This window comes from Pseudomonas sp. rhizo25, assembly GCF_031931935.1.
In the GTDB taxonomy this organism is placed as follows: domain Bacteria; phylum Pseudomonadota; class Gammaproteobacteria; order Pseudomonadales; family Pseudomonadaceae; genus Aquipseudomonas; species Aquipseudomonas synxantha.
In genome coordinates, this window is sequence record NZ_JAUJXA010000017.1 from 16,017 (window position 1) to 42,473 (window position 26,457).

Genomic DNA, 26,457 nt, shown 5'->3' on the forward strand with positions numbered 1-26,457 from the left:
TTTGCGAGGGCTTTATGGCTCGTACTACTCCGATTAGCCGCTACCGTAACATCGGTATCGTTGCTCACGTGGATGCTGGTAAAACCACCACCACCGAGCGCGTACTGTTTTACACCGGCAAAAGTCACAAGATGGGCGAGGTGCATGATGGCGCCGCGACCACAGACTGGATGGTTCAGGAGCAGGAGCGTGGTATTACCATTACTTCTGCTGCTATTACCGCCTTCTGGAAAGGTTCCGAGAAGCAGTACAAGGATGAGCACCGCTTCAACGTAATCGATACCCCGGGCCACGTAGACTTCACTATTGAAGTTGAGCGTTCCCTGCGCGTACTCGACGGCGCTGTCGTTGTGTTCTGCGGTACCTCGGGTGTTGAGCCGCAGTCGGAAACCGTATGGCGTCAAGCCAACAAATACGGCGTTCCACGCCTTGTTTACGTAAACAAGATGGACCGTGCCGGTGCGAACTTCCTGCGCGTGATCGGTCAGATCAAGCAGCGCTTGGGTCACACTCCGGTGCCAATCCAGTTGGCTATCGGTTCCGAAGATAACTTCCAGGGGCAGATCGATCTGCTGACCATGGAAGCTGTCTACTGGAACGATGCCGACAAGGGTATGGTCCCTGTTCGCAAGCCTATCCCTGCCGAGCTGCAGGAACTGGCTGACGAATGGCGCAACAACATGGTTGAGGCTGCGGCCGAAGCCAATGAAGAGCTGATGAACAAGTACCTCGAAGGTGAAGAGCTCACCAACGTGGAAATCAAGGCCGCTCTGCGTCAGCGTACTATCGCTGGTGAGATCGTCCTGGCTGTTTGCGGCTCCTCGTTCAAGAACAAGGGCGTTCCCCTGGTTCTCGATGCTGTGATCGACTACCTGCCGGCACCAATCGATATTCCTGCCATCAAGGGTACTGACCCGGATGACGAGACTATCGAGCTGGAGCGTCATGCAGACGACGCAGAACCGTTCTCCGCTCTGGCATTTAAAATTGCCACTGACCCATTCGTGGGTACCTTGACCTTCGTCCGTGTTTACTCGGGCGTGTTGAACTCCGGCGACGGCGTGATCAACTCGGTTAAAGGCAAGAAAGAGCGCGTGGGTCGTATGGTGCAAATGCACGCAAACGCCCGCGAAGAGATCAAGGAAGTACGCGCTGGTGACATCGCGGCCTTGATCGGCATGAAGGACGTCACCACTGGTGAAACCTTGTGCAACGCTGACAAGCCAATCATCCTGGTTCGCATGGACTTCCCGGAGCCGGTTATTTCGGTTGCCGTAGAGCCTAAGACCAAGGATGACCAGGAAAAAATGGGTATCGCACTGGGCAAGCTTGCTCAGGAAGATCCATCTTTCCGCGTCAAGACTGATGAAGAGACTGGTCAAACGATCATCTCGGGCATGGGCGAGCTTCACCTGGACATCCTGGTTGACCGGATGCGCCGTGAGTTCAACGTCGAAGCCAACATCGGTAAGCCTCAGGTTTCCTATCGTGAGCGCATCACGAAGAACTGTGAAATCGAAGGCAAGTTCGTTCGTCAGTCCGGCGGTCGTGGTCAGTTCGGTCACTGCTGGATCCGTTTTGCGCCTGCTGACGAAGGTCAGGAAGGTCTGCAATTCGTGAACGAAGTAGTAGGTGGTGTTGTTCCTAAGGAATACATCCCTGCTATCCAGAAGGGTATCGAAGAGCAGATGAAGAACGGTGTTGTTGCCGGCTATCCGCTGATCGGCCTGAAAGCAACCGTTTTTGACGGTTCTTACCACGACGTCGACTCCAACGAGATGGCGTTTAAGGTGGCTGCCTCCATGGCAACCAAGCAGCTGGCCCAGAAGGGCGGCGGTGAGTTGCTTGAGCCAATCATGGCGGTAGAAGTTGTTACACCTGAAGACTATATGGGTGATGTCATGGGCGACCTTAACCGTCGTCGCGGCATGATCTTGGGTATGGAAGACACGGTTTCCGGCAAAGTGATTCGCGCTGAGGTTCCGTTGGGTGAGATGTTCGGTTATGCGACCGACGTTCGCTCCATGTCCCAGGGTCGCGCAAGCTACTCTATGGAATTCAAAAAATACAACACAGCTCCGGCGCACATCGCTGAAACTGTATCCAAAAAACAAGGCTGATTCAGTCCTTTAGGCAAGGAGTTAATTGTCGTGGCTAAAGAAAAATTTGATCGTTCCCTACCGCACGTCAACGTTGGCACTATCGGTCACGTTGACCACGGTAAAACCACTCTGACTGCTGCTCTGACTCGCGTTTGCTCCGAAGTATTCGGTTCTGCAATCGTTGATTTCGATAAAATCGACAGCGCACCAGAAGAAAAAGCTCGTGGTATCACCATCAACACCGCGCACGTTGAATACAACTCGCTGATCCGTCACTACGCTCACGTTGACTGCCCAGGTCACGCTGACTATGTGAAGAACATGATCACCGGTGCTGCCCAGATGGACGGCGCAATCCTGGTTTGTTCGGCCGCTGATGGTCCGATGCCACAAACCCGTGAGCACATCCTGCTGTCCCGTCAGGTTGGCGTTCCGTACATCGTGGTTTACCTGAACAAGGCTGACTTGGTAGACGACGCTGAGCTGCTGGAACTGGTTGAGATGGAAGTGCGCGATCTGCTGAGCACTTACGACTTCCCAGGTGACGACACTCCGATCATCATCGGTTCTGCTCGTATGGCTCTGGAAGGCAAAGACGATAACGAAATGGGCACCACGTCCGTTCGTAAACTGGTTGAGACTCTGGACAGCTACATCCCAGATCCAGTCCGTGTTATCGACAAGCCGTTCCTGATGCCAATCGAAGACGTATTCTCGATCTCCGGTCGTGGTACTGTTGTAACTGGTCGTATCGAGCGCGGTATCGTCAAGGTTCAAGATCCACTGGAAATCGTTGGTCTGCGTGACACTACCGTCACCACCTGCACCGGTGTTGAAATGTTCCGTAAGCTGCTCGACGAAGGTCGTGCTGGCGAGAACTGCGGCGTTCTGCTGCGTGGTACCAAGCGTGACGACGTTGAGCGTGGCCAGGTTCTGGTCAAGCCGGGTTCGGTTAAGCCGCACACCAAGTTCGAAGCTGAAGTCTACGTGCTGAGCAAAGAAGAAGGCGGCCGTCACACTCCGTTCTTCAAAGGCTACCGTCCACAGTTCTACTTCCGCACTACCGACGTAACTGGTAACTGCGAACTGCCGGAAGGCGTAGAAATGGTAATGCCAGGCGACAACATCAAAATGGTTGTCACCCTGATCAAAACCATCGCTATGGAAGACGGCCTGCGTTTCGCAATCCGTGAAGGCGGCCGTACCGTTGGTGCTGGCGTTGTAGCTAAAATCATCGAGTAATTATCTCTTCTGAGATAGTTCTGATGTTTTGAAAAGGCCCCCGCTCAGCGGGGGCCTTTTTTATTGGGTTGACACCTATCAGGGCCGTCTATAGAATTGCGCCTCCTTTTAACGGGCGTATTGCGCTCGCTGGGAATAGCAGCCGGAGTCTGAAATCCAATGCAAAATCAGCAAATCCGTATCAGGTTGAAGGCTTTTGACCATCGCCTGATCGACCAATCCACCCAGGAAATCGTGGAAACCGCGAAACGTACTGGTGCTCAAGTGCGTGGTCCAATTCCACTGCCTACCCGTAAAGAGCGGTTCACCGTTCTGGTCTCCCCGCACGTCAACAAAGACGCGCGTGACCAGTACGAGATCCGTACTCATAAGCGCGTACTGGACATTGTCCAGCCAACGGATAAAACCGTTGATGCACTTATGAAGCTCGATCTGGCGGCCGGTGTGGAAGTACAGATCAGCCTCGGCTAAGACTTGGGTCTTAGTCGTGTAACGCTCTGAAATGGGCGGCCATAGCGGGTGAAAGCCCCGTACACTCATGAGGTTTACAACATGACTATTGGTGTAGTCGGTCGTAAATGCGGTATGACCCGTATTTTCACCGAAGAAGGTGTCTCCATTCCGGTCACGGTCATTGAGATCGAACCGAATCGCGTCACCCAGTTCAAAACTGAAGAAACCGATGGCTATCGTGCAGTGCAAGTCACTGTCGGCGAGCGTCGTGCTTCGCGCGTGACTGCTGCTCAAGCAGGTCACTTCGCTAAAGCAAACGTTGCAGCTGGTCGCACCGTCATGGAGTTCCGTCTTGAAGACGGCGACTACAAGGCTGGCGATCTGATCAACGCTGAAATCTTCGCCGCTGGTCAACTGGTTGATGTAACCGGTCAGTCCAAGGGTAAAGGCTTCCAGGGTACGATCAAGCGTTGGAATTTCCGTGGTCAAGACAACACTCACGGTAACTCCGTTTCCCACCGCGTCCCGGGCTCTATTGGCCAGTGCCAGACTCCTGGTCGTGTATTCAAGGGCAAGAAAATGTCCGGTCATATGGGCGCTGAGCGCGTGACCGTGCAGTCCCTCGAAGTAGTGCGCGTCGACGCTGAACGCAATCTGTTGTTGGTCAAGGGTGCTGTTCCTGGCGCTACTGGCGGCAACCTGGTTGTACGTCCAGCGGCCAAGGCTCGCGGTTAAGGGGAAGCTGACATGCAATTAAATGTAAATGACGCTCAAGCGATTGAAGTTTCCGAACTGACATTTGGCGGCGAATTCAACGAGACGCTGGTTCACCAAGCAGTCGTGGCCTACATGGCCGGCGGCCGTCAAGGTAGCAAGCAGCAAAAGACCCGTTCCGACGTTCGTGGTGGCGGTAAGCGCCCTTGGCGTCAGAAAGGTACTGGCCGTGCTCGTGCCGGTACTATCCGTAGCCCAATCTGGCGCGGCGGCGGTACCACTTTCGCAGCTCGTCCTCAGGATCACTCTCAGAAGCTCAACAAGAAGATGTACCGCGCAGCACTGCGCTCCATCCTTGCTGAACTCGTGCGTACTGATCGCCTGGTCGTGGTTCAAGACTTCGCTGTTGAAAGTCCAAAAACCAAAGATCTGCTGGGCAAACTGAACAACATGAGCCTGACCGACGTTTTGATCGTGTCTGAAGCTGTTGATCAGAACCTGTACCTGGCTGCTCGCAACCTGCCACACGTTGATGTACGTGACGTGCAAGGTTCCGATCCAGTTAGTCTGATCGCATACGACAAGGTGTTGATCACCGTGTCGGCCGTGAAGAAATTCGAGGAGCTGCTGGGATGAACCAGGAACGCGTATTTAAAGTTCTGCTTGGCCCGCACGTTTCCGAAAAGGCTACGGTTCTGGCTGACAAGAAAGGCCAGTTCGTTTTCAAGGTTGCAACTGACGCAACCAAGCTGGAAATCAAGAAGGCCGTCGAAAGCCTGTTCAGCGTGAAAGTAGAGCGTGTTACTACCCTGAATGTTCTGGGTAAGAGCAAGCGCACTGCTCGCGGTCTGGGCAAGCGTAATGACTGGAAGAAGGCAGTTATCTCCCTTCAGCCAGGCCAAGATCTCGATTTCAGCAGCAGTGCTGAGTAAGGAAGGGGTGCATCATGGCAATCGTTAAATGCAAACCGACTTCCCCTGGCCGCCGTTTTGTGGTCAAGGTGGTCAACCAGGAGCTGCATAAAGGCGCTCCTCACGCACCGCTGCTCGAGAAGAAATCGAAGACTGGTGGTCGTAACAACAATGGTCGTATTACCACTCGTCACATCGGTGGTGGCCATAAGCAGCATTATCGTCTGGTCGACTTCCGTCGCAACGACAAAGATGGCATCGCTGCCACTGTCGAGCGTATCGAATACGATCCAAACCGTACTGCTCACATCGCTCTGCTGCTGTACGCAGATGGCGAGCGTCGCTACATCATCGCCCCTAAAGGCGTGAGTGCTGGCGACCAGCTGATCGCAGGTGCCCTGGCACCGATCAAGCCGGGCAACGCTCTGCAACTGCGTAACATTCCAGTTGGTAGCACCGTACACGGCATCGAATTGAAGCCAGGTAAAGGCGCACAGATCGCTCGTTCCGCTGGTGCTTCGGCTCAGCTGATCGCTCGTGAAGGTGTCTACGTGACCCTGCGTCTGCGTTCTGGTGAGATGCGTAAAGTGCTGGCTGAATGCCGTGCGACCCTGGGTGAAGTCTCGAACTCCGAGCACAGCCTGCGTTCGCTGGGTAAAGCTGGTGCCAAACGCTGGCGTGGCGTTCGCCCAACCGTTCGTGGTGTTGCCATGAACCCGGTTGACCACCCACACGGTGGTGGTGAAGGTCGTACCTCTGGTGGTCGTCATCCGGTATCGCCATGGGGCTTCCCGACTAAGGGCGCGAAGACTCGTGGTAATAAGCGTACCGACAAAATGATCGTCCGTCGTCGCAAGTAAATAGAGGGATACGACAGTGCCACGTTCTCTGAAAAAAGGTCCTTTTATTGATCTTCACCTACTGAAGAAGATCGAAGTGGCGGCGGAAAAGAACGATCGCAAACCAGTTAAAACCTGGTCGCGTCGTTCGATGATCCTGCCACAAATGGTCGGTCTGACCATCGCAGTACACAACGGTCGCCAACACGTCCCAGTTCTCGTTAACGAAGACATGGTCGGCCACAAACTAGGCGAGTTTGCCGGTACCCGCACTTATCGTGGGCACGTGGCAGACAAGAAAGCCAAGCGTTAAGGGGTAAGGAAATGGAAGTAGCCGCTAAGTTGTCGGGCGCTCGAATCTCCGCCCAGAAAGCCCGCTTGGTCGCCGACCAGATCCGCGGGAAGAAGGTGGGCGAAGCGCTCAACCTGTTGGCTTTCAGCAGTAAGAAAGCCGCCGAGATCATGAAGAAAGTGCTGGAGTCGGCCGTAGCCAACGCCGAGCATAACGAAGGCGCAGACGTTGATGACCTTAAAGTCAGCACCGTTTTCGTCAACGAAGGGCGTTCGCTGAAGCGCATCATGCCACGTGCCAAAGGCCGTGCTGATCGCATCGTCAAGCGGTCTTGCCATATCACTGTCAAGGTTGCTGACAAGTAACGGAGTCGAAGAGATGGGTCAGAAAGTACATCCCATTGGCATTCGCCTGGGAATCGTCAAGGAGCACACCTCCGTCTGGTACGCAGACGGTCGGACTTATGCGGACTATTTGTTCGCTGATCTGAAGGTGCGTGAGTATCTCCAAGACAAACTAAAAAGCGCGTCCGTAAGCCGTATCGATATCCATCGTCCGGCGCAAACTGCACGTATCACCATCCACACCGCTCGTCCAGGTATCGTTATCGGGAAGAAGGGTGAAGATGTTGAGAAACTGCGTCAGGACCTGACCAAGCAAATGGGTGTGCCTGTGCACATCAATATCGAAGAGATCCGTAAGCCGGAGCTCGACGGTATGCTGGTTGCGCAGAGCGTAGCTCAGCAGCTGGAACGTCGCGTAATGTTCCGTCGCGCTATGAAGCGCGCCGTACAGAACGCCATGCGTATTGGTGCCAAAGGCATCAAAATCCAAGTGAGCGGTCGTCTCGGCGGTGCTGAAATCGCACGTACTGAATGGTATCGCGAAGGTCGTGTGCCACTGCACACCCTGCGTGCCGACATCGACTATGCCAACTACGAAGCTCACACCACTTATGGTGTGATCGGTGTAAAGGTTTGGATCTTCAAAGGCGAAGTAATTGGTGGTCGCCAAGAAGAACTGAAACCACAAGCACCAGCGCCTCGTAAAAAAGCTGCTAAGTAAGGGGTACGCCAAATGTTGCAACCTAAGCGTACGAAGTTCCGCAAGCAGATGACAGGCCACAACCGTGGTCTGGCTCAGCGCGGTAGCAAAGTCAGCTTCGGCGAGTTCGCGCTGAAGTCTGTAGCTCGTGGTCGTCTCACCGCTCGTCAGATCGAGTCAGCGCGTCGTGCTCTGACCCGTCACGTAAAGCGTGGCGGCAAGATCTGGATCCGTGTATTCCCGGACAAGCCGATCTCCAAAAAACCTCTCGAGGTTCGGATGGGTAAAGGTAAGGGTAACGTGGAATACTGGGTAGCCCAGATTCAGCCAGGCAAAGTCCTGTATGAAATCGAGGGCGTTTCTGAAGAGCTGGCGCGTGAGGCTTTCGCCCTGGCTGCTGCAAAGCTGCCGCTCGCCACCTCCTTTGTTAAACGGACGGTGATGTGATGAAAGCGAATGAACTTCGTGAAAAATCCGCACAGCAGCTGAACGAGCAACTGCTCGGCCTGCTGCGCGACCAGTTCAATCTGCGCATGCAGAAAGCAACTGGCCAGTTGGGGCAGTCTCATCTGCTCTCGCAAGTTAAGCGTGACATCGCTCGCGTGAAGACTGTGCTCAACCAGCAGGCAGGTAAGTGATCATGGCTGAAGCCGAAAAGACTGTCCGTACGCTGACTGGCCGTGTTGTCAGCGACAAGATGGACAAAACCATCACCGTTTTGATCGAGCGTCGCGTTAAGCACCCGATCTACGGTAAATATGTTAAGCGTTCGACTAAGCTGCACGCGCACGACGAAACCAATCAGTGCCACATCGGCGACAAAGTCACTATTCGTGAAACTCGTCCGCTGGCCAAGACCAAGTCTTGGGCACTGGTTGATATTCTCGAACGCGCTGTGGAAGTCTAAGGACTAGGGGTCGGAGAAATTATATGATTCAGACTCAATCCATGCTCGATGTGGCCGATAACAGCGGCGCTCGCCGTGTTATGTGCATCAAGGTGCTGGGTGGCTCCCATCGTCGTTACGCTGGTATCGGTGACATCATCAAAGTTACCGTGAAGGAAGCAATTCCTCGCGGTAAGGTGAAAAAAGGCCAAGTGATGACTGCTGTCGTAGTCCGCACTCGTCACGGCGTACGTCGTGCAGATGGCTCCATTATCCGCTTTGATGGCAACGCTGCTGTTCTTCTGAACAACAAGCAAGAGCCTATCGGCACCCGTATCTTTGGGCCAGTGACCCGTGAACTTCGTACTGAGAAGTTCATGAAGATCGTCTCGCTCGCCCCAGAAGTGCTGTAAGGAGATCCGACATGCAAAAGATTCGTCGTGACGACGAGATCATCGTGATCGCCGGCAAAGACAAAGGTAAGCGCGGTAAGGTGCTGAAGGTTCTCGCTGATGACCGTCTGGTCGTTGGTGGTCTTAACCTGGTCAAGCGTCATACCAAGCCTAACCCGATGTCGGGCGTACAGGGCGGTATCGTCGAGAAAGAAGCGCCATTGCACGCTTCTAACGTCGCCATCTTCAACGGCGAAACCAACAAGGCTGACCGCGTTGGTTTCAAAGTAGAAGACGGTAAGAAAATTCGTGTCTTCAAGTCGACCCAAAAAGCGGTTGATGCTTGAACACTGCTAGGTAGATAAGACCATGGCACGACTACAAGAGATTTACCGGAAGGAAATCGCCCCCAAGCTTAAGGAAGAACTTAAGCTCGGGAACGTGATGGAAGTTCCGCGCGTCACCAAAATCACCCTGAACATGGGTTTGGGCGAAGCGATCGGCGACAAAAAAGTCATCGAGCACGCGGTTGCTGACCTGGAAAAGATCACCGGTCAAAAAGTCGTTGTGACTTACGCTCGGAAATCCATCGCTGGCTTTAAAGTCCGTGAAGGTTGGCCGATCGGCGTCAAAGTGACTCTGCGCCGTGAGCGTATGTACGAATTCCTGGATCGTCTGCTGTCGATCTCCCTGCCTCGGGTCCGCGACTTCCGCGGCCTGAATGCCAAGTCCTTCGATGGTCGTGGTAACTACAGCATGGGCGTGAAAGAGCAGATCATCTTCCCGGAAATCGACTACGACAAGATCGATGCTCTCCGCGGTCTGGATATCACCCTGACCACCACTGCCAAGAACGATGATGAAGGTCGCGCCCTGTTGCGTGCTTTCAAATTCCCGTTCCGCAACTGATTGGAGTAGGACCATGGCCAAGATGAGCATGAAAAACCGCGAGCTGAAGCGTCAGCTCACGGTTGCCAAGTACGCCAAAAAGCGTGCAGCACTGAAAGCAATCATCGTTGATCTGAACGCAAGTCCAGAAGCGCGTTGGGAAGCTACAGTTGCTCTGCAGAAGCAGCCACGTGACGCAAGCGCTTCGCGCATGCGTAACCGCTGCCGCCTGACCGGTCGTCCACACGGCGTTTACCGCAAGTTCGGCCTCGGCCGTAACAAACTGCGTGAAGCGGCAATGCGTGGTGACGTACCAGGTCTGGTTAAAGCCAGCTGGTAAGTACGTTCGAAGTCCAGGCGGTTCGGATCGCAAGATACTGACCGCCGGTGACCTTGAATCTGGAACAAGCCCCTTTTGGGGCTTGTTTCATTTCCGGAGTGTGTCTAGAATACCCGGCTCGCCTGAGCCCGTGTTTTCTATGCTCGGAGATTCTCGGCGACATATGTAGCCGCAAGGCTAATTTTTTTGTATTAGGAGCGTCTAGCCCATGAGTATGCAGGACCCGTTAGCGGACATGCTAACTCGTATCCGTAATGCCCAGATGGCTGAAAAGTCCGTCGTAAGCATGCCATCTTCCAAGTTGAAGGTAGCTGTTGCCAAAGTCCTGAAAGACGAAGGCTACATTGCGGGTTATCAGATCAGCAGCGAAATCAAACCACTGCTGTCCATCGAGCTGAAGTACTTCGAAGGCCGTTCGGTCATCGAGGAAGTGAAGCGCGTTAGCCGTCCAGGCCTGCGTCAGTACAAGTCCGCTGAAGATCTGCCGAAAGTTCGTGGCGGTCTGGGCGTGTCTATCGTCTCCACCAACAAAGGTGTGATGACGGATCGTGCTGCGCGCGCTGCCGGTGTCGGCGGCGAAGTTCTTTGCACTGTGTTCTAAGGGGGGATAAGCATGTCACGCGTCGCTAAGAACCCCGTTAAGCTGCCAGCCGGTGTCGAAGTCAAATTCGCAGGCCAACAGCTTTCGGTGAAGGGTGCCAAGGGTACTCTTGAACTGAACATCCATTCGTCCGTTGAGATCGTTGAAGAAGCTGGTGAGCTGCGTTTCGCTGCTCGCAATGGCGATCAACAAACTCGCGCAATGGCCGGTACCACGCGTGCGTTGGTAAACAACATGGTCCAAGGCGTAAGCCAAGGCTTCGAGCGTAAGCTCCAGCTGGTCGGTGTTGGTTACAAAGCGCAAGCAAAAGGCACGGTTCTGAACCTTGCCCTTGGCTTCTCGCACCCTGTGGATTACGAACTGCCAGCGGGCATCACTGCTGAGACCCCTAGCCAGACCGATATCCTGATCAAGGGCATCGACAAGCAGCTGGTAGGTCAAGTGGCCGCTGAGATCCGCGACTTCCGTCCACCAGAGCCGTACAAAGGCAAAGGTGTGCGCTACGCGGACGAAGTCGTCCGTCGTAAAGAAGCCAAGAAGAAGTAGGGCATAGCAAATGACCGACAAAAAAGTTACTCGACTGCGTCGCGCTCGCAAAGCACGCCTGAAAATGCACGAACTCGAAGTCGTGCGTCTCTGCGTGTTCCGCTCGTCGCAGCACATCTACGCCCAGGTCATCTCGGCCGACGGCAACAAAGTCCTGGCAAGCGCCTCGACTTTGGATAAAGAACTGCGTGATGGTGCCACTGGCAACATCGACGCGGCCACAAAGGTTGGCCAGCTGGTCGCTACGCGTGCTAAGGCCGCTGGCGTCTCGCAAGTGGCTTTCGACCGCTCTGGCTTCAAGTACCACGGTCGCGTGAAAGCGCTGGCTGATGCTGCTCGTGAAGCTGGGCTGGAGTTCTAAGTTATGTCAAATAACGACCAAAAGCGCGACGAAGGCTACATTGAGAAGCTGGTTCAAGTTAACCGCGTAGCCAAAACCGTTAAAGGCGGCCGTATCTTCACTTTCACCGCGTTGACCGTGGTAGGTGATGGTAAAGGGCGTGTTGGCTTCGGCCGTGGCAAGTCACGTGAAGTGCCTGCTGCGATCCAGAAGGCAATGGAAGCTGCTCGTCGCAACATGATCCAAGTTGATCTGAACGGCACCACTCTGCAGTACGCAATGAAGTCCGCCCATGGCGCTTCGAAGGTGTACATGCAGCCTGCTTCTGAAGGTACCGGTATCATCGCTGGCGGCGCTATGCGTGCTGTCCTCGAAGTTGCTGGCGTTCAGAACGTTCTGGCCAAGTGCTACGGCTCGACTAACCCGGTAAACGTGGTTCACGCCACTTTCAAGGGTTTGAAAGCTATGCAATCTCCTGAGTCCATCGCTGCCAAGCGTGGCCTGACTGTCAAGGAGATCTTCTGATCATGGCTACCGTTAAAGTAACGCTGATCAAAAGCATGACCGGCCGCATCCCTAACCACAAACTGTGCGTTAAAGGTTTGGGTCTGCGTCGCATCGGTCACACTGTAGAAGTCCAGGATACTCCCGAGAATCGCGGGATGATCAACAAGGCTTACTACATGCTGCGTGTAGAGGGTTAATCGATGAAACTCAATGATCTGAGTCCAGCGCCGGGTTCCCGTCGCGAAAAGCATCGTCCGGGCCGTGGTATCGGTAGCGGTTTGGGTAAGACTGGTGGCCGTGGCCACAAAGGTCAAACCTCCCGCTCCGGTGGCACCATCGCTCCAGGCTTTGAAGGCGGTCAACAGCCGCTGCATCGTCGCCTGCCTAAGTTCGGTTTCGTATCCCTGAAAGCCATGGACCGCGCAGAAGTGCGTCTGTCCGAGCTGTCTAAAGTGGAAGGCGACATCGTTACTGTGCAGACCCTGAAAGATGCCAACGTGATCAACGTCAACGTACAGCGTGTGAAAATCATGCTGTCCGGTGAAGTGACTCGCGCTGTCACTATCGGCAAGGGAATCGGCGCCACCAAAGGTGCGCGTTCGGCTATCGAAGCAGCTGGCGGCAAGTTCGAGGAATAAATGGCTAAGCAAGGTGCTCTCTCAGCGCTCGGCAAAGGCGGTATGTCTGAACTTTGGGCTCGTCTGCGTTTTCTGTTCCTGGCGATTATCGTCTACCGAATAGGCGCACACATCCCGGTTCCAGGTATCAACCCGGACCGACTCGCAGACCTGTTTCGACAGAATGAGGGGACCATTCTTAGCTTGTTCAACATGTTTTCCGGTGGCGCGCTGGAGCGGATGAGCATCTTTGCACTGGGGATCATGCCGTACATTTCGGCATCGATCATCATGCAACTGATGACAGCCGTCAGCCCGCAACTGGAGCAGTTGAAGAAGGAAGGTGAAGCTGGCCGTCGCAAGATTAGCCAGTACACCCGCTACGGCACTGTCGTCCTTGCCCTGGTTCAAGCTATCGGCATGTCCGTTGGCCTGGCAGGGCAGGGCGTTGCGTTCACTGGTGACTTTGGCTTCCATTTCGTCGCGGTATCCACATTTGTGGCTGGTGCGATGTTCATGATGTGGCTGGGTGAGCAGATTACTGAGCGTGGTGTTGGTAACGGTATCTCGATGTTGATTTTCGCAGGTATCGTCGCCGGTCTTCCGAGGGCAATCGGGCAGTCTTTCGAGTCTGCGCGTCAGGGTGATATCAATATCTTCGCCTTGGTTGCCATCGGTTTGCTGGCAGTAGCGATTATCGGTTTTGTGGTGTTCATTGAGCGTGGCCAGCGTCGTATTGCTGTTCACTACGCCAAGCGTCAGCAGGGCCGCAAGGTCTTTGCTGCGCAGACCAGCCACTTGCCGCTGAAAGTGAATATGGCCGGCGTTATTCCGGCAATTTTCGCGAGCAGCATCTTGCTGTTTCCGGCTTCGTTGGGTACCTGGTTTGGTCAGTCCGAAAATATGGGCTGGCTGCAGGACCTCTCTCAGTCGATCGCTCCTGGTCAGCCGTTGAATATTCTGCTGTTTAGTGCAGGGATTATTTTCTTCTGCTTCTTCTATACGGCGTTGATGTTCAATCCGAAAGACGTAGCGGAAAACCTGAAGAAGTCCGGTGCCTTTATTCCGGGCATCCGTCCAGGTGAGCAGTCGGCACGCTACATTGATGGCGTTCTGACTCGTTTGACCCTGTTCGGTGCTCTATATATGACGGCCGTGTGCTTGTTGCCCCAGTTCCTGGTGGTTGCAGCAAACGTTCCGTTCTACCTTGGCGGGACCTCGTTGCTGATCGTGGTCGTGGTTGTGATGGACTTCATGTCCCAAGTACAATCGCACCTCGTTTCGCACCAGTACGAATCCCTGATGAAGAAAGCCAACCTGAAGGGTTACGGCAGCGGCATGTTGCGCTGAGTACCCATAAGGTTCGAGGAGTTGGTGATGAAAGTTCGTGCATCGGTGAAAAAGCTGTGCCGTAACTGCAAGATTATTCGCCGCGAAGGTGTTGTTCGAGTAATTTGCAGCGCGGAACCGCGTCACAAACAGCGCCAAGGCTGAGTGTGATCCGCTTGAAGCCCGGCAGCTAGTGCGCTGCCGGGTTGATTATTTGTTATTACAGCGATATTATCTCGCGCCCTATTTCTTGGCTTCCGGGGCGTAGGTAGCTGTCAATTGGAGTCCCACTGAATGGCCCGTATTGCAGGCGTTAACATTCCAGATAACAAGCACACTGTTATCTCGCTGACCTACATCTATGGTGTTGGTCGCACTACTGCGCAGAAAATTTGCGCAGTTGCTGGGGTAAACCCAGCCGCTAAGATCAAGGATCTGAGCGACGAGCAGATTGAACAGCTGCGTGGCGAAGTGGCGAAGTTCACCACTGAAGGTGACCTGCGTCGCGAAATCAACATGAAAATCAAGCGTTTGATGGACCTCGGTTGCTATCGCGGTCTGCGTCATCGTCGTGGTCTTCCAGTACGCGGTCAGCGTACCAAGACTAACGCGCGTACCCGTAAAGGTCCGCGTAAGCCGATCCGCAAGTAATCGCCCCAGCGAATCGACAGGAAAATTATCATGGCAAAACCTGCTGCTCGTCCTCGTAAAAAAGTTAAAAAGACAGTGGTTGATGGCATCGCCCACATCCATGCATCTTTTAACAACACCATCGTGACCATCACCGACCGTCAAGGTAACGCGCTTTCTTGGGCTACCTCCGGTGGTTCGGGTTTCCGCGGTTCCCGCAAGTCCACCCCGTTTGCTGCTCAAGTAGCTGCTGAACGTGCTGGTCAAGCTGCGCTGGAATACGGCCTGAAAAACCTCGACGTTAACGTCAAAGGTCCAGGCCCAGGTCGTGAGTCTGCTGTCCGTGCTTTGAACGGCTGTGGCTATAAGATCGCCAGCATCACCGACGTGACGCCAATCCCGCACAACGGGTGCCGTCCGCCGAAGAAGCGCCGCGTGTAATCCAGGAGATTGTAAAGAATGGCTCGTTACATTGGTCCAAAATGCAAACTCGCTCGTCGCGAGGGCACCGATCTCTTCCTGAAGAGCGGCGTGCGCGCGATCGAATCGAAGTGCAACATTGAAGCAGCACCTGGTATCCACGGCCAACGCCGCGGTCGCCAGTCCGATTACGGCACCCAACTGCGTGAAAAGCAGAAGGTCCGTCGTATCTACGGCGTTCTCGAGCGTCAGTTCAGCGGCTACTACAAAGAAGCTGCTGGCAAGAAAGGTGCAACCGGTGAAAACCTGCTGCAACTGCTCGAATGCCGTCTGGACAACGTTGTATACCGTATGGGCTTTGGTTCGACTCGTGCCGAATCCCGTCAGCTGGTATCGCACAAGTCGATCAGCGTTAACGGTCAGACCGTAAACGTTCCGTCCTACCAGGTTCGTGCTGGTGACGTGGTCGCAGTTCGCGAGAAAGCTAAAAACCAACTTCGCATTGTCCAAGCTCTCGATCTGTGTGCCCAACGTGGCCGCGTAGAATGGGTAGAAGTAGACACTGAGAAGAAGTCGGGCGTTTTCAAGAACGTTCCTGCTCGCAGTGATCTGTCCGCCGACATCAACGAAAGCCTGATTGTCGAGCTCTACTCCAAGTAAGGGCTAGAAAATAGGTGCATCCATGCAGATTTCGGTAAATGAGTTCCTGACACCCCGCCACATTGATGTGCAGGTTGTCAGTCCAACCCGCGCCAAGATCACTCTCGAGCCTCTCGAGCGTGGTTTTGGCCACACCCTGGGCAACGCGCTGCGCCGCATCCTGTTGTCCTCAATGCCCGGCTGTGCAGTAGTCGAGGCCGAGATTGACGGTGTGCTCCACGAGTACAGCGCCATCGAAGGTGTACAGGAAGACGTAATTGAAATCCTGTTGAACCTTAAAGGTCTGGCTATCAAGCTGCACGGCCGTGACGAAGTTACGCTGACCTTGTCGAAGAAGGGTTCGGGGGTGGTTACCGCTGCCGATATTCAGCTGGATCATGATGTCGAGATCGTTAACCCCGATCACGTAATCGCTAACCTGGCGTCTAACGGCGCCCTGAACATGAAGCTCACTGTAGCTCGTGGTCGTGGTTATGAACCGGCCGACTCGCGTCAGAGCGATGAAGACGAAAGCCGCAGCATTGGTCGCTTGCAGCTTGACTCTTCGTTCAGCCCGGTTCGCCGTATCGCATACGTGGTGGAAAACGCCCGTGTCGAGCAGCGTACTAACCTGGACAAGCTGGTTATTGATCTGGAAACCAACGGTACCCTGGATCCTGAAGAGGCTATCCGCCGCGCTGCAACCATTCTGCAACAGCAGTTGGCTGCGTTCGTCGACCTCAAGGGTGACAGCGAGCCAGTGGTAATCGAGCAAGAAGACGAGATCGATCCGATCCTGCTTCGCCCGGTTGACGATCTGGAACTGACTGTACGTTCGGCTAACTGCCTTAAGGCGGAAAACATTTACTACATCGGCGACCTGATTCAGCGTACCGAAGTAGAACTGTTGAAGACTCCGAACCTGGGCAAGAAATCCTTGACTGAAATCAAGGACGTTCTGGCCTCCCGCGGTCTGTCCCTCGGCATGCGCCTCGACAACTGGCCGCCTGCAAGTCTTAAGAAGGACGACAAGGCGACTGCCTGATCGTCGTAATCACCGAACGTGAGTTTGGTAAGGAATGAACCATGCGTCATCGTAAAAGTGGTCGTCACCTGAGCCGTACCAGCTCGCACCGCAAGGCCATGTTCCAAAACATGGCGGTGTCGCTGTTCGAGCACGAGCTGATCAAAACTACACTGCCGAAAGCCAAAGAACTGCGTCGCGTTGCTGAGCCGCTGATCACTTTGGCCAAGACAGACAGCCTGGCTAACCGCCGTCTGGCTTTCGACCGTACTCGTTCGAAAGCTATCGTTGGTAAGCTCTTCAACGACCTGGGCAAGCGTTACGCTACCCGTGAGGGTGGCTACCTGCGCATCCTCAAGTGCGGTTTCCGCGCTGGCGACAACGCGCCTATGGCGTATGTCGAGTTGGTTGATCGTGCTACTGCTGGCGAAGCTGTATCCGCCGAGTAAGACGACAAGCTGTAACGAAGAACCGGGCCTTGTGCCCGGTTTTTTGTGCGCGCAAGGAAAGCTCAATAGATACAAGCTTTCACTCATCGGCGCTGGGTACTATGAATATTGGAAGGTTATTAGTTATTTTCTATTGATGCTTACGATTTAATGAATTTGTACACGTCATGTTGATGATCAATACTCCCTCCAAGCCGATTAGCCGGCAGTTCCAAGCCCGACCTGAGGAAGATTGCGCATGAGCCAGAATAAAGTCCTTACCACCGCCAGCGGCGCCCCCGTCGCAGACAACCAGAACTCGCGTTCCGCCGGCCCTCGCGGCCCGTTGCTGCTCGACGATTTTCACCTGATCGAGAAGCTCGCTCACTTCAACCGTGAAAACATCCCCGAGCGTCGTGTGCACGCCAAAGGTTCGGGTGCTTACGGTACGTTCACTGTGACAAAAGACATCACCCAGTACACCAGCGCCAAGCTGTTCGAATCGGTTGGCAAGCAAACGCCGACCTTCCTGCGGTTCTCCACTGTAGGTGGCGAGCGCGGTTCGGCTGACACCGAGCGAGATCCACGTGGCTTCGCCTTGAAGTTCTACACCGAAGAAGGCAACTGGGACATCGTGGGTAACAACACCCCGGTGTTCTTCATCCGCGACCCATTGAAATTCCCGGACTTTATCCACACCCAGAAACGTCTGCCGCAAAGCAACCTGAAAAGCGCGCAGATGATGTGGGACTTCTGGTCACACTCTCCTGAGGCGCTGCACCAGGTCACGATCCTGTTTTCGGACCGCGGTATTCCAGACGGCTATCGTCACATGCATGGCTTCGGTAGCCACACTTACAGCCTGATCAATGCCAAGGGCGAACGTCATTGGGTGAAATGGCACTACAAGACCAAGCAAGGTATCAAGAACCTGGCGCCAGCCGAGGCTGCCCGACTTGCAGGGACTGATCCTGACTATGCCCAGCGTGATCTGTTTGGGGCGATTGAGCGCGGTGACTTTCCGAAATGGCGCGTCTGCATCCAGATCATGACTGAGGCCCAGGCGAATGCTCACTACGAGAACCCGTTTGACGTGACCAAGACCTGGTCGCAAAAAGAGTTCCCGTTGATTGAAGTGGGTGAGCTGGAGCTCAACCGCAATCCGCAGAACTACTTCGCTGAAGTGGAACAGGCTGCATTCGGCCCAAGCAACATGGTTCCAGGTGTTGGCCTGTCGCCGGACCGCATGCTGCAAGGTCGGGTTTTCGCTTACGCAGATGCCCACCGCTACCGTGTCGGCACCAACCACCAGCAATTGCCGGTGAATGCGCCACGCAACCCGGTGAACAGCTACCAGCGTGACGGTTCGATGGCCTTCGGCAGTAACGGTGGTGCGGCTCCCAACTACGAGCCAAACAGCTACGCCGATGCGCCGAAACAAGCCCCGCAATATGCAGAGCCTGCATTGGCCCTGAGCGGCGCCGCGGATCGTTACGATCATCGTGAAGACACCGACTACTACAGCCATGCGGGTGCGTTGTTCCGCCTGATGAACGATGAGCAAAAAGCCCTGCTTACCAGCAACATTGCCGGTGCGATGGCTGGGGTTTCCAGCGATGTGGTCCAGCGTCAATTGCAGCATTTCTATAAGGCGGACCCGGCTTATGGAGAAGCAATCGCAAAGGCACTGGGTGTATCGCTTAACTGACTCTAAACGATAAGCAGAACCGCCCTCATTTGGGCGGTTTTTGCGTTATTTCAGCTACTTTTCTCCGGAAATCTTCACTTTTCTGCCGTTGATCCCGTGACCTTCAAGTCATCATGGTTCAAACTACAGCCTTTCAAGTAGGGAGATGTAGGGCGATGCAAGGTCACCCCGACGTAATCGATTACCTCAACACGTTGCTGACGGGCGAACTGGCAGCTCGTGATCAATATTTCATCCACTCGCGTATGTACGAAGACTGGGGCTTTACCGAGCTTTACGAACGTATCAACCATGAGATGGAAGAAGAGGCACAGCATGCTGATGCGCTGATGCGCCGCATCCTGATGCTTGAAGGCACGCCACGCATGCGTCCCGATGATCTGGATGTGGGCACAACGGTACCTGACATGCTCGCTGCCGACCTGCGCCTTGAGTACAAGGTCCGTGCGGCCCTGTGCAAGGGCATCGAGCTGTGTGAGCAGCACAACGACTATGTCACCCGGGAAATACTGCGTGTCCAGTTGAATGACACCGAAGAAGACCACACCTACTGGCTGGAAAAGCAGTTGGGCCTCATCAAGTTGATTGGCCTGGAGAATTATCTGCAATCGCAGTTCTAACTTCCGGCTACAAAAAAGCCCCTGTCACCGCAACGTGACAGGGGCTTTTTATTGGGGCCTGAAAATCAGGCCCGGTCGCGCGCCAACAACGGCTTCAAGTAATAACCCGTGTGTGACTGCGACATCTCGGAGACTTGCTCCGGTGTGCCCACGGCGATGATCTGGCCACCCTTGGAGCCACCTTCTGGCCCGAGGTCCACTAACCAGTCAGCGGTCTTGATTACATCGAGGTTGTGCTCAATCACCACCACGGTATTGCCGTGGTCGCGAAGGCGGTGCAGTACGTCCAGCAATTGCTGGATATCCGCGAAGTGCAGTCCGGTAGTCGGCTCATCGAGAATGTACAGGGTCTTGCCGGTATCTCGCTTGGACAGCTCGCGAGACAACTTGACCCGCTGCGCCTCGCCACCGGACAACGTAGTCGCCGATTGCCCGAGCTTGATATACGACAGGCCCACGTCCATCAACGTCTGCAGCTTGCGCGCCAACGCCGGCACCGCGTCAAAGAACACCCGGGCTTCCTCGATAGTCATCTCCAGGGTTTCGTGGATGCTTTTGCCCTTGTATTTGATTTCCAGGGTTTCGCGGTTGTAGCGCTTGCTCTTGCACACATCGCACGGCACGTAGATGTCCGGCAGGAAGTGCATCTCCACCTTGATCAGGCCGTCGCCCTGGCATGCTTCACAGCGCCCGCCCTTGACGTTGAACGAGAACCGGCCAGGCCCATACCCCCGCGAACGGGATTCTGGAACGCCAGCAAACAGCTCGCGAATCGGCGTAAACAACCCGGTGTAGGTCGCAGGGTTGGAACGCGGTGTGCGGCCGATCGGGCTCTGGTCAATATCGACCACCTTGTCCAGGTGTTCCAGGCCCTTGATGCTGTCATGGGCTGCCGCTTCCAGGGTGGTCGCGCCGTTCAGGGCGGTGGCACTCAATGGGAACAACGTGTTGTTGATCAGCGTCGATTTGCCCGAGCCGGAAACACCGGTCACGCAGGTCAACAGGCCCAGCGGAATCTCCAGGTCGACATTGCGCAGGTTGTTCCCGCGCGCGCCTTTGAGATGTAGCGCCATTTTCTTGTTACGCGGAGTACGCTTGGCAGGTACTTCGATCTTCACCCGGCCAGACAAATACTTGCCGGTCAATGAATCGGGGTGGGCCATTACTTCGGCAGGCGTACCCTCGGCAACGATATGCCCACCATGCACGCCAGCACCTGGGCCGATATCGACCACATAATCTGCCAGGCGGATAGCGTCTTCATCGTGCTCGACCACAATCACGGTGTTGCCGATATCCCGCAGGTGTTTCAACGTACCCAGCAGGCGATCGTTATCCCGTTGGTGCAAGCCAATCGAAGGCTCGTCGAGGATATACAGCACGCCTACCAGGCCCGCACCAATCTGGCTGGCCAAGCGGATCCGCTGTGCTTCACCACCCGACAAGGTATCGGCGCTGCGATCCAGCGACAGGTAGTCCAGGCCGACGTTGACCAGGAACTGCAACCGCTCGCGAATCTCCTTGAGGATTTTGTCGGCAATCTCCCCGCGACGCCCGGTGAGCTTAAGCACACCAAAGTATTCGCATGCATCGCCAATCGGCAGGTTGGTCACCGCCGGCAGGGTTTTCTCGCCTACCCACACATGTCGTGCTTCACGGCGCAGGCGCGTGCCACGGCAATCCGGGCAAGGCTGGGTGCTGAGGAATTTGGCCAGCTCTTCACGCACGCTCGCCGATTCGGTTTCGCGGTAGCGGCGCTCCAGATTCGGCACGATGCCTTCAAACGGGTGCGAGCGCTTGACGATATCGCCGCGGTCGTTCAGGTACTTGAAGTCGACATTCTGCGAGCCGCTGCCGTTGAGGATGACCTTCTGCTGGTCTGTCGGCAGTTGGTTGAACGGCACTTCAAGGCTGAACTTGTAGTGGGAAGCCAACGACCCCAGCATCTGGAAGTAGTAGACGTTACGCCTGTCCCAGCCACGTATCGCGCCTTCGGCCAAGGTCAGGTCGCCATTGACCAGGCGCTTGATATCGAAAAACTGCTTCACGCCCAGGCCATCGCACGTCGGGCAGGCGCCGGCTGGGTTATTGAAGGAAAACAGCTTGGGTTCCAGCTCGCTGATGGCGTGGCCACAGATCGGGCAGGCGAAGCGTGCGGAGAAGATGATCTCTTCGCCCGGCTCGTCATCCATGGGGGCTACCAAGGCAATGCCATCGGCCAGCTTCAGCGCGGTCTCGAAGGATTCCGCCAAACGCTGCTGCAAGTCGGCGCGCACCTTGAAGCGGTCGACCACCACATCGATCGAATGCTTTTTCTGCTTGTCGAGCTTCGGCGCTTCATCCAGCTCATAAAGCTTGCCGTTGATGCGTGCGCGTACGAAGCCTTGGGCCCGCAGCTCTTCGAAGACCGAAAGGTGTTCGCCTTTGCGCTCGCGGATAACGGGCGCCAGCAGCATCAGCTTGGCGCCTTCCGGCTGGGCCAGCACCAGGTCGACCATCTGGCTGACGGTCTGGGCTTCCAGAGGAATGTCGTGGTCCGGGCAACGCGGAATACCAACCCGCGCGTACAGCAGGCGCAGGTAGTCGTAGATCTCGGTAATGGTGCCCACGGTGGAACGTGGGTTGTGGGAGGTCGACTTCTGCTCAATGGAGATCGCCGGCGACAAGCCTTCGATGGTGTCGACGTCGGGTTTTTCCATCATCGACAGGAACTGCCGGGCATAGGCCGACAGCGATTCCACATAACGACGCTGACCTTCGGCATACAGCGTGTCGAACGCCAGGGACGACTTGCCGGAGCCGGACAAACCGGTGATGACGATCAGTTTGTCCCGGGGCAGGGTCAGGTCGATGTTCTTCAGGTTGTGGGTTCTAGCCCCACGAATCAGGATCTTGTCCAAGATGGCCTCGCACGGCGGGCGTAAATAATGCCGGAGTATACGGCTAAAGACTGGATGAATATACACTGTCAAAAGGCCGCTTGCAGCCTTACATGAAAGCTGCGCGGCAAAGCGCCGCATATACCCTCTCAATCGATGGGACTGGTAGAATCGCCGCCGGTTCACACGAGGTTTTTCCATGCACGATCCCCACAGCGAACGCATGAGTAGCGGCGAGACCCGAGCGGCAAGCGGTCTGGCCCTGGTGTTCGCCTTCCGTATGCTGGGCATGTTTATGGTGTTGCCGGTGCTGGCGACCTATGGAATGGATCTCGCAGGCGCAACCCCCGCTTTGATTGGCCTGGCGATTGGCGCCTATGGCCTGACCCAGGCGATTTTCCAGATTCCATTCGGGATCATTTCCGACCGCATTGGCCGTCGCCCGGTGATTTATCTCGGGCTGATCGTGTTCGCCTTGGGCAGCGTGCTCGCAGCCCAGTCCGATTCGATCTGGGGCGTGATCGCCGGGCGCATCCTGCAGGGTGCGGGCGCGATTTCCGCTGCGGTCATGGCCTTGCTGTCGGACCTGACCCGTGAACAGCACCGCACCAAGGCCATGGCCATGATTGGCATGACCATCGGCCTGTCGTTTGCCGTGGCCATGGTGGTCGGCCCTTTGCTGACCCGTGCGTTTGGCTTGCACGGGTTGTTCCTGGCCACCGGTGGCATGGCATTGTTCGGTATCGTGATAGTGGCCTTTATGGTGCCGCGCTCTACTGGCACGCTGGCCCATCGTGAATCCGGTGTCGCCCGCCAGGCGTTGCTGCCCACGCTCAAACACCCAGACCTGCTGCGCCTGGATTTGGGTATCTTTGTGTTGCACGCCATGTTGATGTGCAGCTTCGTCGCCTTGCCCCTGGCCCTGGTGGAAAAAGCCGGCCTGCCCAAGGAACAGCATTGGTGGGTGTACCTTACCGCGCTGCTGATTTCGTTCTTCGCCATGATCCCGTTCATCATCTACGGCGAGAAAAAACGCAAAATGAAACGAGTTCTGCTCGGCGCCGTCGCGACGCTGATGCTCACTGAGCTATTCTTCTGGCAGTTCGGCGACAGCCTGCGGGCGCTGGTCACCGGCACGGTGGTATTTTTCACCGCGTTCAACCTGCTGGAGGCTTCATTGCCTTCGCTGATCAGTAAAGTTTCACCGGCCGGCGGCAAGGGCACGGCGATGGGGGTGTATTCCACCAGCCAGTTCCTGGGTTCCGCACTGGGCGGCATCATGGGTGGGTGGATGTTCCAGCATGGCGGTTTGTCGGTTGTTTTCCTGGGATGCGCCGGGCTGGCTGCACTTTGGCTGGCCTTTGCTGTTACCATGCGCGAACCTCCCTATGTGACGAGTCTGCGCTTGCCGTTATCGCCCGACGCGATGCGCGAAGCAGGCCTGGCCGAGCGCCTGAAGACCGTCACCGGGGTTACCGATGCCGTGGTTGTCGCTGAAGAAGCCGCCATCTACATCAAACTAGACACCGAATTATTGGATCGCGCGACGCTCGAGCAACTGGTCAACCCAGTGCCGACAGCGCGCCCAGCTTAGGAGAACGTTATGGCCCGTGGGGTTAACAAAGTCATATTGGTCGGTACGTGCGGCCAGGATCCCGAAGTTCGCTACTTGCCTAACGGTAACGCCGTGACCAACCTGAGTCTGGCGACCAGCGAGCAGTGGACCGACAAGCAGACCGGCCAGAAAGTCGAGAAGACCGAATGGCACCGCGTGTCGATGTTCGGCAAGGTTGCGGAGATCGCCGGTGAGTACCTGCGCAAAGGTTCGCAGGTATACATCGAAGGCAAGCTGCAAACCCGCGAGTGGGAAAAAGACGGTATCAAGCGCTACACCACCGAAATCGTGGTCGACATGCAAGGCACCATGCAACTGCTGGGCGGCCGTCCACAGGGCGACCAACAGGGCCAGGGCAGCATGTCCAACTCGGCACCGCGTCCACAGCAGTCGCGTCCGCAGCCAGCCCAGCAGCCACAGCGTGAATCGCGCCCAGCGCCACAACAGGCTGCGCCGCAACCGGCCCAGGATTTCGATAGTTTTGATGACGATATTCCGTTCTAGGCCACATCGAAGCGACTCGCTGCAAAAGAACGCGCTGCCTAAGGCCGCGCGTTTTTTTTGTGTACTGCTGCCGACTACAATTGCGCAAAGCGCAACATATCTTGATTGGCTCGCTCCTTGTGCGTGTCGGTCAACCCATGAGGGGCGCCTGTGTATACCAGCAGTTGGGCGTGTGGGATCAAGCGCTTGCTCTCCAGGGCCGAAGCTTGGATCGGTACAATTTGATCGTCGCCTCCATGGATGATCAGCGTGGGGATGTTGAAGTACTTCAGATCATCCCTGAAGTCGGTTTCCGAAAAAGCCTCGATACTGTCAAACGTATTTTTGTGACCTCCCATTACGCCTTGCATCCAGAACGAATTGATCAAGCCTGGCGACGGCTCGACCCCTGTTCGGTTGAATCCGAAGAATGGTCCGCTTGCGAGGTCAAGATAGAGCTGCGAACGGTTGGCAATGGAGTCGGCGCGCAGGCCGTCGAAAACATCTATCGGCGTCCCCTGCGGATTACTGGGGGTTTTTAACATCAGGGGCGTCACGGCGCAGATCAACCCTGCCTTGGCCACGCGTGCAGTGCCGTGCCGTGCGATATAGCGTGCCACTTCCCCGCCCCCGGTGGAGAAACCGAAGAGAATCACGGCGGTCAGATCCAAGTGCTCGATCAGTTGCGCCAAGTCATCTGCGTAGTGATCCATGTCATTGCCGGCCCACGGTTGACTTGATCGGCCATGCCCGCGGCGGTCATGCGCAATGGCACGAAAACCATGGTTGGCGAAGTGCAGCATTTGAGACTCCCAACTGTCGCTGTTCAGCGGCCAGCCGTGGCAAAACACAACGGGCTGACCACTGCCCCAATCCTTGTAGTAAAGATCGTTACCTTCGCGGGTTTTCAAATAGGCCATGGCTCAGCTCCATTGACGTGTGGATAATTTTTGGCTGATGGAGGCCAGAAAAATCGTCCGTGGACACTACGCTGGCGTTAAGTTGATGACCCTAAGAAGACTCAACCTGTTTGGGTCGATAATAATTCTAGTCTGTACAGGCGAGGCGTGTGGCGACAGCGCCGAGTTTTCCGCTCACGGACAGGCTTTTAACAGGGGCGGCGATCAATTCGGCTATTTGTTCTCATGGCTCACAAGTTTTAGGCTGTCGTTCATCTCTAGAACAAGGAAAATTGCGATGACCTGGTCTGCCAAGCAATACACGCTGTTCGAACAGCAACGCACTCGCCCCGTCCGAGATCTGGTCGCGGCCATTCCCACTGCTGACGTGCGTACAGCCGTTGACTTGGGGTGCGGGCCGGGCAACTCCACTGAAGTGCTGGCCAAACGCTTCCCCGAGGCGCAGGTGACCGGCATGGACAGCTCCGATGACATGTTGGCCGACGCCCGCAAGCGCCTGCCGGCGCTGAACTTTGAGCTGGCAGATATCGGTGCCTGGAGTCCGGCACAGAGTTTCGATGTGATCCTGGCCAATGCCTCGCTGCAATGGCTGCCCGACCACGCCACACTCTACCCGCACTTAGTCAACCAACTGAACCCAGGCGGCACGCTGGCGGTGCAAACACCAGACAACCTTGACGAGCCAGCCCATCGCCTTGCCCGCGAAGTCGCGGCCGACGGCCCATGGTCCGCGAAGATCGGCGCGGTCAAACACAATGAGCGGCACACCGCCAACTACTACTACGAACTGCTGAGCAAGCATTGCGGTGCCGTAGATGTGTGGCGCACCACTTATCAGCACCCGCTGGCGGATCACGCGGCGGTAGTGGAGTGGTTCAAGGCGTCGGCATTGCGGCCCTTTCTCGCGCCGTTGAGCAGCGATGAAAAAACCGCTTTCCTGCAGGCGTACCGGGCGCGAATCACCCAGGCCTACCCGGCCTTGGGCGATGGCACTGTATTGCTGCCATTCCCGCGCCTGTTCATCATTGCTACACGCTAGAGCCATCGA

General features: G+C 55.7%; 37 protein-coding genes. 35 read left to right on the plus strand and 2 right to left on the minus strand.

Annotation, left to right across the window (positions count from 1 at the left end):
* The first annotated feature begins 14 nt into the window (after positions 1–14).
* The 32 genes from fusA to bfr all read left to right on the plus strand — a co-directional run bounded on the left by fusA (position 15) and on the right by bfr (position 19,512).
* Positions 15–2,120 carry an elongation factor G gene (gene fusA / locus QZR30_RS24315; protein WP_043050068.1) on the plus strand — a complete coding sequence of 702 codons (2,106 nt, stop codon included), beginning with the start codon at positions 15–17 and terminating at the stop codon, positions 2,118–2,120.
* 30 nt (positions 2,121–2,150) lie between these two features.
* A complete protein-coding gene (gene tuf / locus QZR30_RS24320; RefSeq protein WP_003176426.1) occupies positions 2,151–3,344 on the plus strand; it encodes an elongation factor Tu in 1,194 nt (397 codons plus the stop codon).
* 159 nt (positions 3,345–3,503) lie between these two features.
* The gene (gene rpsJ, locus QZR30_RS24325; protein ID WP_003186070.1) at positions 3,504–3,815 is read left to right on the plus strand and encodes a 30S ribosomal protein S10; all 312 of its coding nucleotides are present in this window, start codon (positions 3,504–3,506) and stop codon (positions 3,813–3,815) included.
* An 81-nt stretch (positions 3,816–3,896) separates the two neighbouring features.
* Positions 3,897–4,532, plus strand: coding sequence for a 50S ribosomal protein L3 (gene rplC, locus QZR30_RS24330; protein ID WP_003176425.1), 636 nt, complete (start codon positions 3,897–3,899; stop codon positions 4,530–4,532).
* Between the two features lie 12 nt (positions 4,533–4,544).
* A complete protein-coding gene (gene rplD / locus QZR30_RS24335; RefSeq protein ID WP_003176424.1) occupies positions 4,545–5,147 on the plus strand; it encodes a 50S ribosomal protein L4 in 603 nt (200 codons plus the stop codon).
* Positions 5,144–5,443, plus strand: a complete 300-nt coding sequence (rplW, locus tag QZR30_RS24340; protein ID WP_002555488.1) for a 50S ribosomal protein L23 — start codon at positions 5,144–5,146, stop codon at positions 5,441–5,443. Before rplD ends, rplW begins: the two co-directional genes overlap by 4 nt.
* Before the next feature lie 14 nt (positions 5,444–5,457).
* Entirely contained in the window at positions 5,458–6,282 is an 825-nt protein-coding gene (rplB, locus tag QZR30_RS24345; protein WP_003210080.1) for a 50S ribosomal protein L2, read from the plus strand.
* Positions 6,283–6,298: 16 nt separating this feature from the next.
* Positions 6,299–6,574 (plus strand): 30S ribosomal protein S19, encoded by a 276-nt coding sequence (rpsS, locus tag QZR30_RS24350; RefSeq protein WP_002555486.1) that lies wholly within the window; start codon positions 6,299–6,301, stop codon positions 6,572–6,574.
* An 11-nt stretch (positions 6,575–6,585) separates the two neighbouring features.
* Entirely contained in the window at positions 6,586–6,918 is a 333-nt protein-coding gene (rplV, locus tag QZR30_RS24355) for a 50S ribosomal protein L22 (protein WP_003103908.1), read from the plus strand.
* Positions 6,919–6,931: 13 nt separating this feature from the next.
* Positions 6,932–7,618 (plus strand): 30S ribosomal protein S3, encoded by a 687-nt coding sequence (rpsC, locus tag QZR30_RS24360; RefSeq protein WP_003176422.1) that lies wholly within the window; start codon positions 6,932–6,934, stop codon positions 7,616–7,618.
* Between the two features lie 12 nt (positions 7,619–7,630).
* Entirely contained in the window at positions 7,631–8,044 is a 414-nt protein-coding gene (gene rplP, locus QZR30_RS24365) for a 50S ribosomal protein L16 (RefSeq protein ID WP_003176421.1), read from the plus strand.
* Positions 8,044–8,235 (plus strand): 50S ribosomal protein L29, encoded by a 192-nt coding sequence (rpmC, locus tag QZR30_RS24370; protein WP_002555481.1) that lies wholly within the window; start codon positions 8,044–8,046, stop codon positions 8,233–8,235. Before rplP ends, rpmC begins: the two co-directional genes overlap by 1 nt.
* 2 nt (positions 8,236–8,237) lie before the next feature.
* Entirely contained in the window at positions 8,238–8,504 is a 267-nt protein-coding gene (rpsQ, locus tag QZR30_RS24375) for a 30S ribosomal protein S17 (RefSeq protein WP_003444370.1), read from the plus strand.
* 23 nt (positions 8,505–8,527) lie between these two features.
* A complete protein-coding gene (gene rplN, locus QZR30_RS24380; RefSeq protein WP_002555479.1) occupies positions 8,528–8,896 on the plus strand; it encodes a 50S ribosomal protein L14 in 369 nt (122 codons plus the stop codon).
* 11 nt (positions 8,897–8,907) lie between these two features.
* Positions 8,908–9,222 carry a 50S ribosomal protein L24 gene (rplX, locus tag QZR30_RS24385; protein WP_007896770.1) on the plus strand — a complete coding sequence of 105 codons (315 nt, stop codon included), beginning with the start codon at positions 8,908–8,910 and terminating at the stop codon, positions 9,220–9,222.
* Between the two features lie 22 nt (positions 9,223–9,244).
* Positions 9,245–9,784 carry a 50S ribosomal protein L5 gene (rplE, locus tag QZR30_RS24390; RefSeq protein ID WP_003194642.1) on the plus strand — a complete coding sequence of 180 codons (540 nt, stop codon included), beginning with the start codon at positions 9,245–9,247 and terminating at the stop codon, positions 9,782–9,784.
* Between the two features lie 13 nt (positions 9,785–9,797).
* On the plus strand, positions 9,798–10,103 hold the full coding sequence (gene rpsN, locus QZR30_RS24395) for a 30S ribosomal protein S14 (protein ID WP_003176414.1): 306 nt from the start codon (positions 9,798–9,800) through the stop codon (positions 10,101–10,103).
* Between the two features lie 208 nt (positions 10,104–10,311).
* On the plus strand, positions 10,312–10,704 hold the full coding sequence (gene rpsH / locus QZR30_RS24400; protein ID WP_003176413.1) for a 30S ribosomal protein S8: 393 nt from the start codon (positions 10,312–10,314) through the stop codon (positions 10,702–10,704).
* Positions 10,705–10,716: 12 nt separating this feature from the next.
* Positions 10,717–11,250 (plus strand): 50S ribosomal protein L6, encoded by a 534-nt coding sequence (gene rplF, locus QZR30_RS24405; RefSeq protein WP_003194640.1) that lies wholly within the window; start codon positions 10,717–10,719, stop codon positions 11,248–11,250.
* A 10-nt stretch (positions 11,251–11,260) separates the two neighbouring features.
* Positions 11,261–11,611 (plus strand): 50S ribosomal protein L18, encoded by a 351-nt coding sequence (gene rplR, locus QZR30_RS24410; protein ID WP_003186037.1) that lies wholly within the window; start codon positions 11,261–11,263, stop codon positions 11,609–11,611.
* A 3-nt stretch (positions 11,612–11,614) separates the two neighbouring features.
* The gene (gene rpsE, locus QZR30_RS24415; RefSeq protein ID WP_003176409.1) at positions 11,615–12,115 is read left to right on the plus strand and encodes a 30S ribosomal protein S5; all 501 of its coding nucleotides are present in this window, start codon (positions 11,615–11,617) and stop codon (positions 12,113–12,115) included.
* A gap of 2 nt (positions 12,116–12,117) precedes the next feature.
* Positions 12,118–12,294 carry a 50S ribosomal protein L30 gene (gene rpmD / locus QZR30_RS24420; RefSeq protein ID WP_003176408.1) on the plus strand — a complete coding sequence of 59 codons (177 nt, stop codon included), beginning with the start codon at positions 12,118–12,120 and terminating at the stop codon, positions 12,292–12,294.
* Between the two features lie 3 nt (positions 12,295–12,297).
* Positions 12,298–12,735 carry a 50S ribosomal protein L15 gene (gene rplO / locus QZR30_RS24425; protein WP_046069766.1) on the plus strand — a complete coding sequence of 146 codons (438 nt, stop codon included), beginning with the start codon at positions 12,298–12,300 and terminating at the stop codon, positions 12,733–12,735.
* Entirely contained in the window at positions 12,736–14,064 is a 1,329-nt protein-coding gene (gene secY, locus QZR30_RS24430) for a preprotein translocase subunit SecY (protein ID WP_003194637.1), read from the plus strand. It begins immediately after the preceding gene.
* A 27-nt stretch (positions 14,065–14,091) separates the two neighbouring features.
* On the plus strand, positions 14,092–14,208 hold the full coding sequence (gene rpmJ, locus QZR30_RS24435; protein WP_002555468.1) for a 50S ribosomal protein L36: 117 nt from the start codon (positions 14,092–14,094) through the stop codon (positions 14,206–14,208).
* 129 nt (positions 14,209–14,337) lie between these two features.
* Positions 14,338–14,694: a 30S ribosomal protein S13 gene (gene rpsM / locus QZR30_RS24440; protein ID WP_003194635.1), complete on the plus strand. Its 357-nt coding sequence runs from the start codon at positions 14,338–14,340 to the stop codon at positions 14,692–14,694.
* Positions 14,695–14,724: 30 nt separating this feature from the next.
* Complete coding sequence (rpsK, locus tag QZR30_RS24445) at positions 14,725–15,114, plus strand: 30S ribosomal protein S11 (protein ID WP_002555466.1); 390 nt, start codon at positions 14,725–14,727, stop codon at positions 15,112–15,114.
* 18 nt (positions 15,115–15,132) lie between these two features.
* A complete protein-coding gene (rpsD, locus tag QZR30_RS24450; RefSeq protein ID WP_003176404.1) occupies positions 15,133–15,753 on the plus strand; it encodes a 30S ribosomal protein S4 in 621 nt (206 codons plus the stop codon).
* A 22-nt stretch (positions 15,754–15,775) separates the two neighbouring features.
* Positions 15,776–16,777, plus strand: a complete 1,002-nt coding sequence (locus tag QZR30_RS24455) for a DNA-directed RNA polymerase subunit alpha (protein WP_003176403.1) — start codon at positions 15,776–15,778, stop codon at positions 16,775–16,777.
* Between the two features lie 41 nt (positions 16,778–16,818).
* Complete coding sequence (gene rplQ, locus QZR30_RS24460; RefSeq protein ID WP_003176402.1) at positions 16,819–17,205, plus strand: 50S ribosomal protein L17; 387 nt, start codon at positions 16,819–16,821, stop codon at positions 17,203–17,205.
* Positions 17,206–17,443: 238 nt separating this feature from the next.
* Positions 17,444–18,892 (plus strand): catalase, encoded by a 1,449-nt coding sequence (locus tag QZR30_RS24465; protein ID WP_043050067.1) that lies wholly within the window; start codon positions 17,444–17,446, stop codon positions 18,890–18,892.
* A 155-nt stretch (positions 18,893–19,047) separates the two neighbouring features.
* On the plus strand, positions 19,048–19,512 hold the full coding sequence (gene bfr, locus QZR30_RS24470; protein WP_003176400.1) for a bacterioferritin: 465 nt from the start codon (positions 19,048–19,050) through the stop codon (positions 19,510–19,512).
* Between the two features lie 65 nt (positions 19,513–19,577).
* Here bfr and uvrA read toward each other — a convergent pair whose 3' ends face one another.
* Positions 19,578–22,412 carry an excinuclease ABC subunit UvrA gene (uvrA, locus tag QZR30_RS24475; protein ID WP_046069765.1) on the minus strand — a complete coding sequence of 945 codons (2,835 nt, stop codon included), beginning with the start codon at positions 22,410–22,412 and terminating at the stop codon, positions 19,578–19,580.
* A 178-nt stretch (positions 22,413–22,590) separates the two neighbouring features.
* Between uvrA and QZR30_RS24480 the strand changes: the two genes are divergently transcribed.
* Together QZR30_RS24480 and QZR30_RS24485 are read left to right on the plus strand one after the other, a co-directional pair.
* Positions 22,591–23,985, plus strand: coding sequence for an MFS transporter (locus tag QZR30_RS24480; protein ID WP_046069764.1), 1,395 nt, complete (start codon positions 22,591–22,593; stop codon positions 23,983–23,985).
* 9 nt (positions 23,986–23,994) lie between these two features.
* Positions 23,995–24,510 carry a single-stranded DNA-binding protein gene (locus QZR30_RS24485; protein WP_311904414.1) on the plus strand — a complete coding sequence of 172 codons (516 nt, stop codon included), beginning with the start codon at positions 23,995–23,997 and terminating at the stop codon, positions 24,508–24,510.
* Positions 24,511–24,584: 74 nt separating this feature from the next.
* Here the strand turns inward: QZR30_RS24485 and QZR30_RS24490 are convergent, their stop codons facing one another.
* Positions 24,585–25,409: an alpha/beta fold hydrolase gene (locus QZR30_RS24490; protein ID WP_046069762.1), complete on the minus strand. Its 825-nt coding sequence runs from the start codon at positions 25,407–25,409 to the stop codon at positions 24,585–24,587.
* 277 nt (positions 25,410–25,686) lie between these two features.
* Between QZR30_RS24490 and tam the strand changes: the two genes are divergently transcribed.
* Positions 25,687–26,448 (plus strand): trans-aconitate 2-methyltransferase, encoded by a 762-nt coding sequence (gene tam / locus QZR30_RS24495; protein ID WP_311904415.1) that lies wholly within the window; start codon positions 25,687–25,689, stop codon positions 26,446–26,448.
* Positions 26,449–26,457 lie beyond the last annotated feature (9 nt).

Bases quoted from the DNA above. Each gene is read 5' to 3' on its own strand.
- rpsQ (WP_003444370.1), top strand. From the start codon at position 8,238: ATGGCTGAAGCCGAAAAGACTGTCCGTACGCTGACTGGCCGTGTTGTC.
- bfr (WP_003176400.1), top strand. From the start codon at position 19,048: ATGCAAGGTCACCCCGACGTAATCGATTACCTCAACACGTTGCTGACG.
- rplE (WP_003194642.1), top strand. From the start codon at position 9,245: ATGGCACGACTACAAGAGATTTACCGGAAGGAAATCGCCCCCAAGCTT.
- rplC (WP_003176425.1), top strand. From the start codon at position 3,897: ATGACTATTGGTGTAGTCGGTCGTAAATGCGGTATGACCCGTATTTTC.
- rpmJ (WP_002555468.1), top strand. From the start codon at position 14,092: ATGAAAGTTCGTGCATCGGTGAAAAAGCTGTGCCGTAACTGCAAGATT.
- rplV (WP_003103908.1), top strand. From the start codon at position 6,586: ATGGAAGTAGCCGCTAAGTTGTCGGGCGCTCGAATCTCCGCCCAGAAA.
- rpmC (WP_002555481.1), top strand. From the start codon at position 8,044: ATGAAAGCGAATGAACTTCGTGAAAAATCCGCACAGCAGCTGAACGAG.
- fusA (WP_043050068.1), top strand. From the start codon at position 15: ATGGCTCGTACTACTCCGATTAGCCGCTACCGTAACATCGGTATCGTT.
- rpsN (WP_003176414.1), top strand. From the start codon at position 9,798: ATGGCCAAGATGAGCATGAAAAACCGCGAGCTGAAGCGTCAGCTCACG.
- rpsK (WP_002555466.1), top strand. From the start codon at position 14,725: ATGGCAAAACCTGCTGCTCGTCCTCGTAAAAAAGTTAAAAAGACAGTG.
- rplP (WP_003176421.1), top strand. From the start codon at position 7,631: ATGTTGCAACCTAAGCGTACGAAGTTCCGCAAGCAGATGACAGGCCAC.
- rpsD (WP_003176404.1), top strand. From the start codon at position 15,133: ATGGCTCGTTACATTGGTCCAAAATGCAAACTCGCTCGTCGCGAGGGC.
- rplN (WP_002555479.1), top strand. From the start codon at position 8,528: ATGATTCAGACTCAATCCATGCTCGATGTGGCCGATAACAGCGGCGCT.
- rplF (WP_003194640.1), top strand. From the start codon at position 10,717: ATGTCACGCGTCGCTAAGAACCCCGTTAAGCTGCCAGCCGGTGTCGAA.
- QZR30_RS24490 (WP_046069762.1), bottom strand. From the start codon at position 25,409: ATGGCCTATTTGAAAACCCGCGAAGGTAACGATCTTTACTACAAGGAT.
- rpsE (WP_003176409.1), top strand. From the start codon at position 11,615: ATGTCAAATAACGACCAAAAGCGCGACGAAGGCTACATTGAGAAGCTG.
- rplB (WP_003210080.1), top strand. From the start codon at position 5,458: ATGGCAATCGTTAAATGCAAACCGACTTCCCCTGGCCGCCGTTTTGTG.
- rplQ (WP_003176402.1), top strand. From the start codon at position 16,819: ATGCGTCATCGTAAAAGTGGTCGTCACCTGAGCCGTACCAGCTCGCAC.
- rpmD (WP_003176408.1), top strand. From the start codon at position 12,118: ATGGCTACCGTTAAAGTAACGCTGATCAAAAGCATGACCGGCCGCATC.
- rplD (WP_003176424.1), top strand. From the start codon at position 4,545: ATGCAATTAAATGTAAATGACGCTCAAGCGATTGAAGTTTCCGAACTG.
- rpsM (WP_003194635.1), top strand. From the start codon at position 14,338: ATGGCCCGTATTGCAGGCGTTAACATTCCAGATAACAAGCACACTGTT.
- rplX (WP_007896770.1), top strand. From the start codon at position 8,908: ATGCAAAAGATTCGTCGTGACGACGAGATCATCGTGATCGCCGGCAAA.
- secY (WP_003194637.1), top strand. From the start codon at position 12,736: ATGGCTAAGCAAGGTGCTCTCTCAGCGCTCGGCAAAGGCGGTATGTCT.
- rpsJ (WP_003186070.1), top strand. From the start codon at position 3,504: ATGCAAAATCAGCAAATCCGTATCAGGTTGAAGGCTTTTGACCATCGC.
- rpsC (WP_003176422.1), top strand. From the start codon at position 6,932: ATGGGTCAGAAAGTACATCCCATTGGCATTCGCCTGGGAATCGTCAAG.
- rplO (WP_046069766.1), top strand. From the start codon at position 12,298: ATGAAACTCAATGATCTGAGTCCAGCGCCGGGTTCCCGTCGCGAAAAG.
- rpsH (WP_003176413.1), top strand. From the start codon at position 10,312: ATGAGTATGCAGGACCCGTTAGCGGACATGCTAACTCGTATCCGTAAT.
- QZR30_RS24465 (WP_043050067.1), top strand. From the start codon at position 17,444: ATGAGCCAGAATAAAGTCCTTACCACCGCCAGCGGCGCCCCCGTCGCA.
- QZR30_RS24485 (WP_311904414.1), top strand. From the start codon at position 23,995: ATGGCCCGTGGGGTTAACAAAGTCATATTGGTCGGTACGTGCGGCCAG.
- QZR30_RS24480 (WP_046069764.1), top strand. From the start codon at position 22,591: ATGCACGATCCCCACAGCGAACGCATGAGTAGCGGCGAGACCCGAGCG.
- rplW (WP_002555488.1), top strand. From the start codon at position 5,144: ATGAACCAGGAACGCGTATTTAAAGTTCTGCTTGGCCCGCACGTTTCC.
- tam (WP_311904415.1), top strand. From the start codon at position 25,687: ATGACCTGGTCTGCCAAGCAATACACGCTGTTCGAACAGCAACGCACT.
- rplR (WP_003186037.1), top strand. From the start codon at position 11,261: ATGACCGACAAAAAAGTTACTCGACTGCGTCGCGCTCGCAAAGCACGC.
- QZR30_RS24455 (WP_003176403.1), top strand. From the start codon at position 15,776: ATGCAGATTTCGGTAAATGAGTTCCTGACACCCCGCCACATTGATGTG.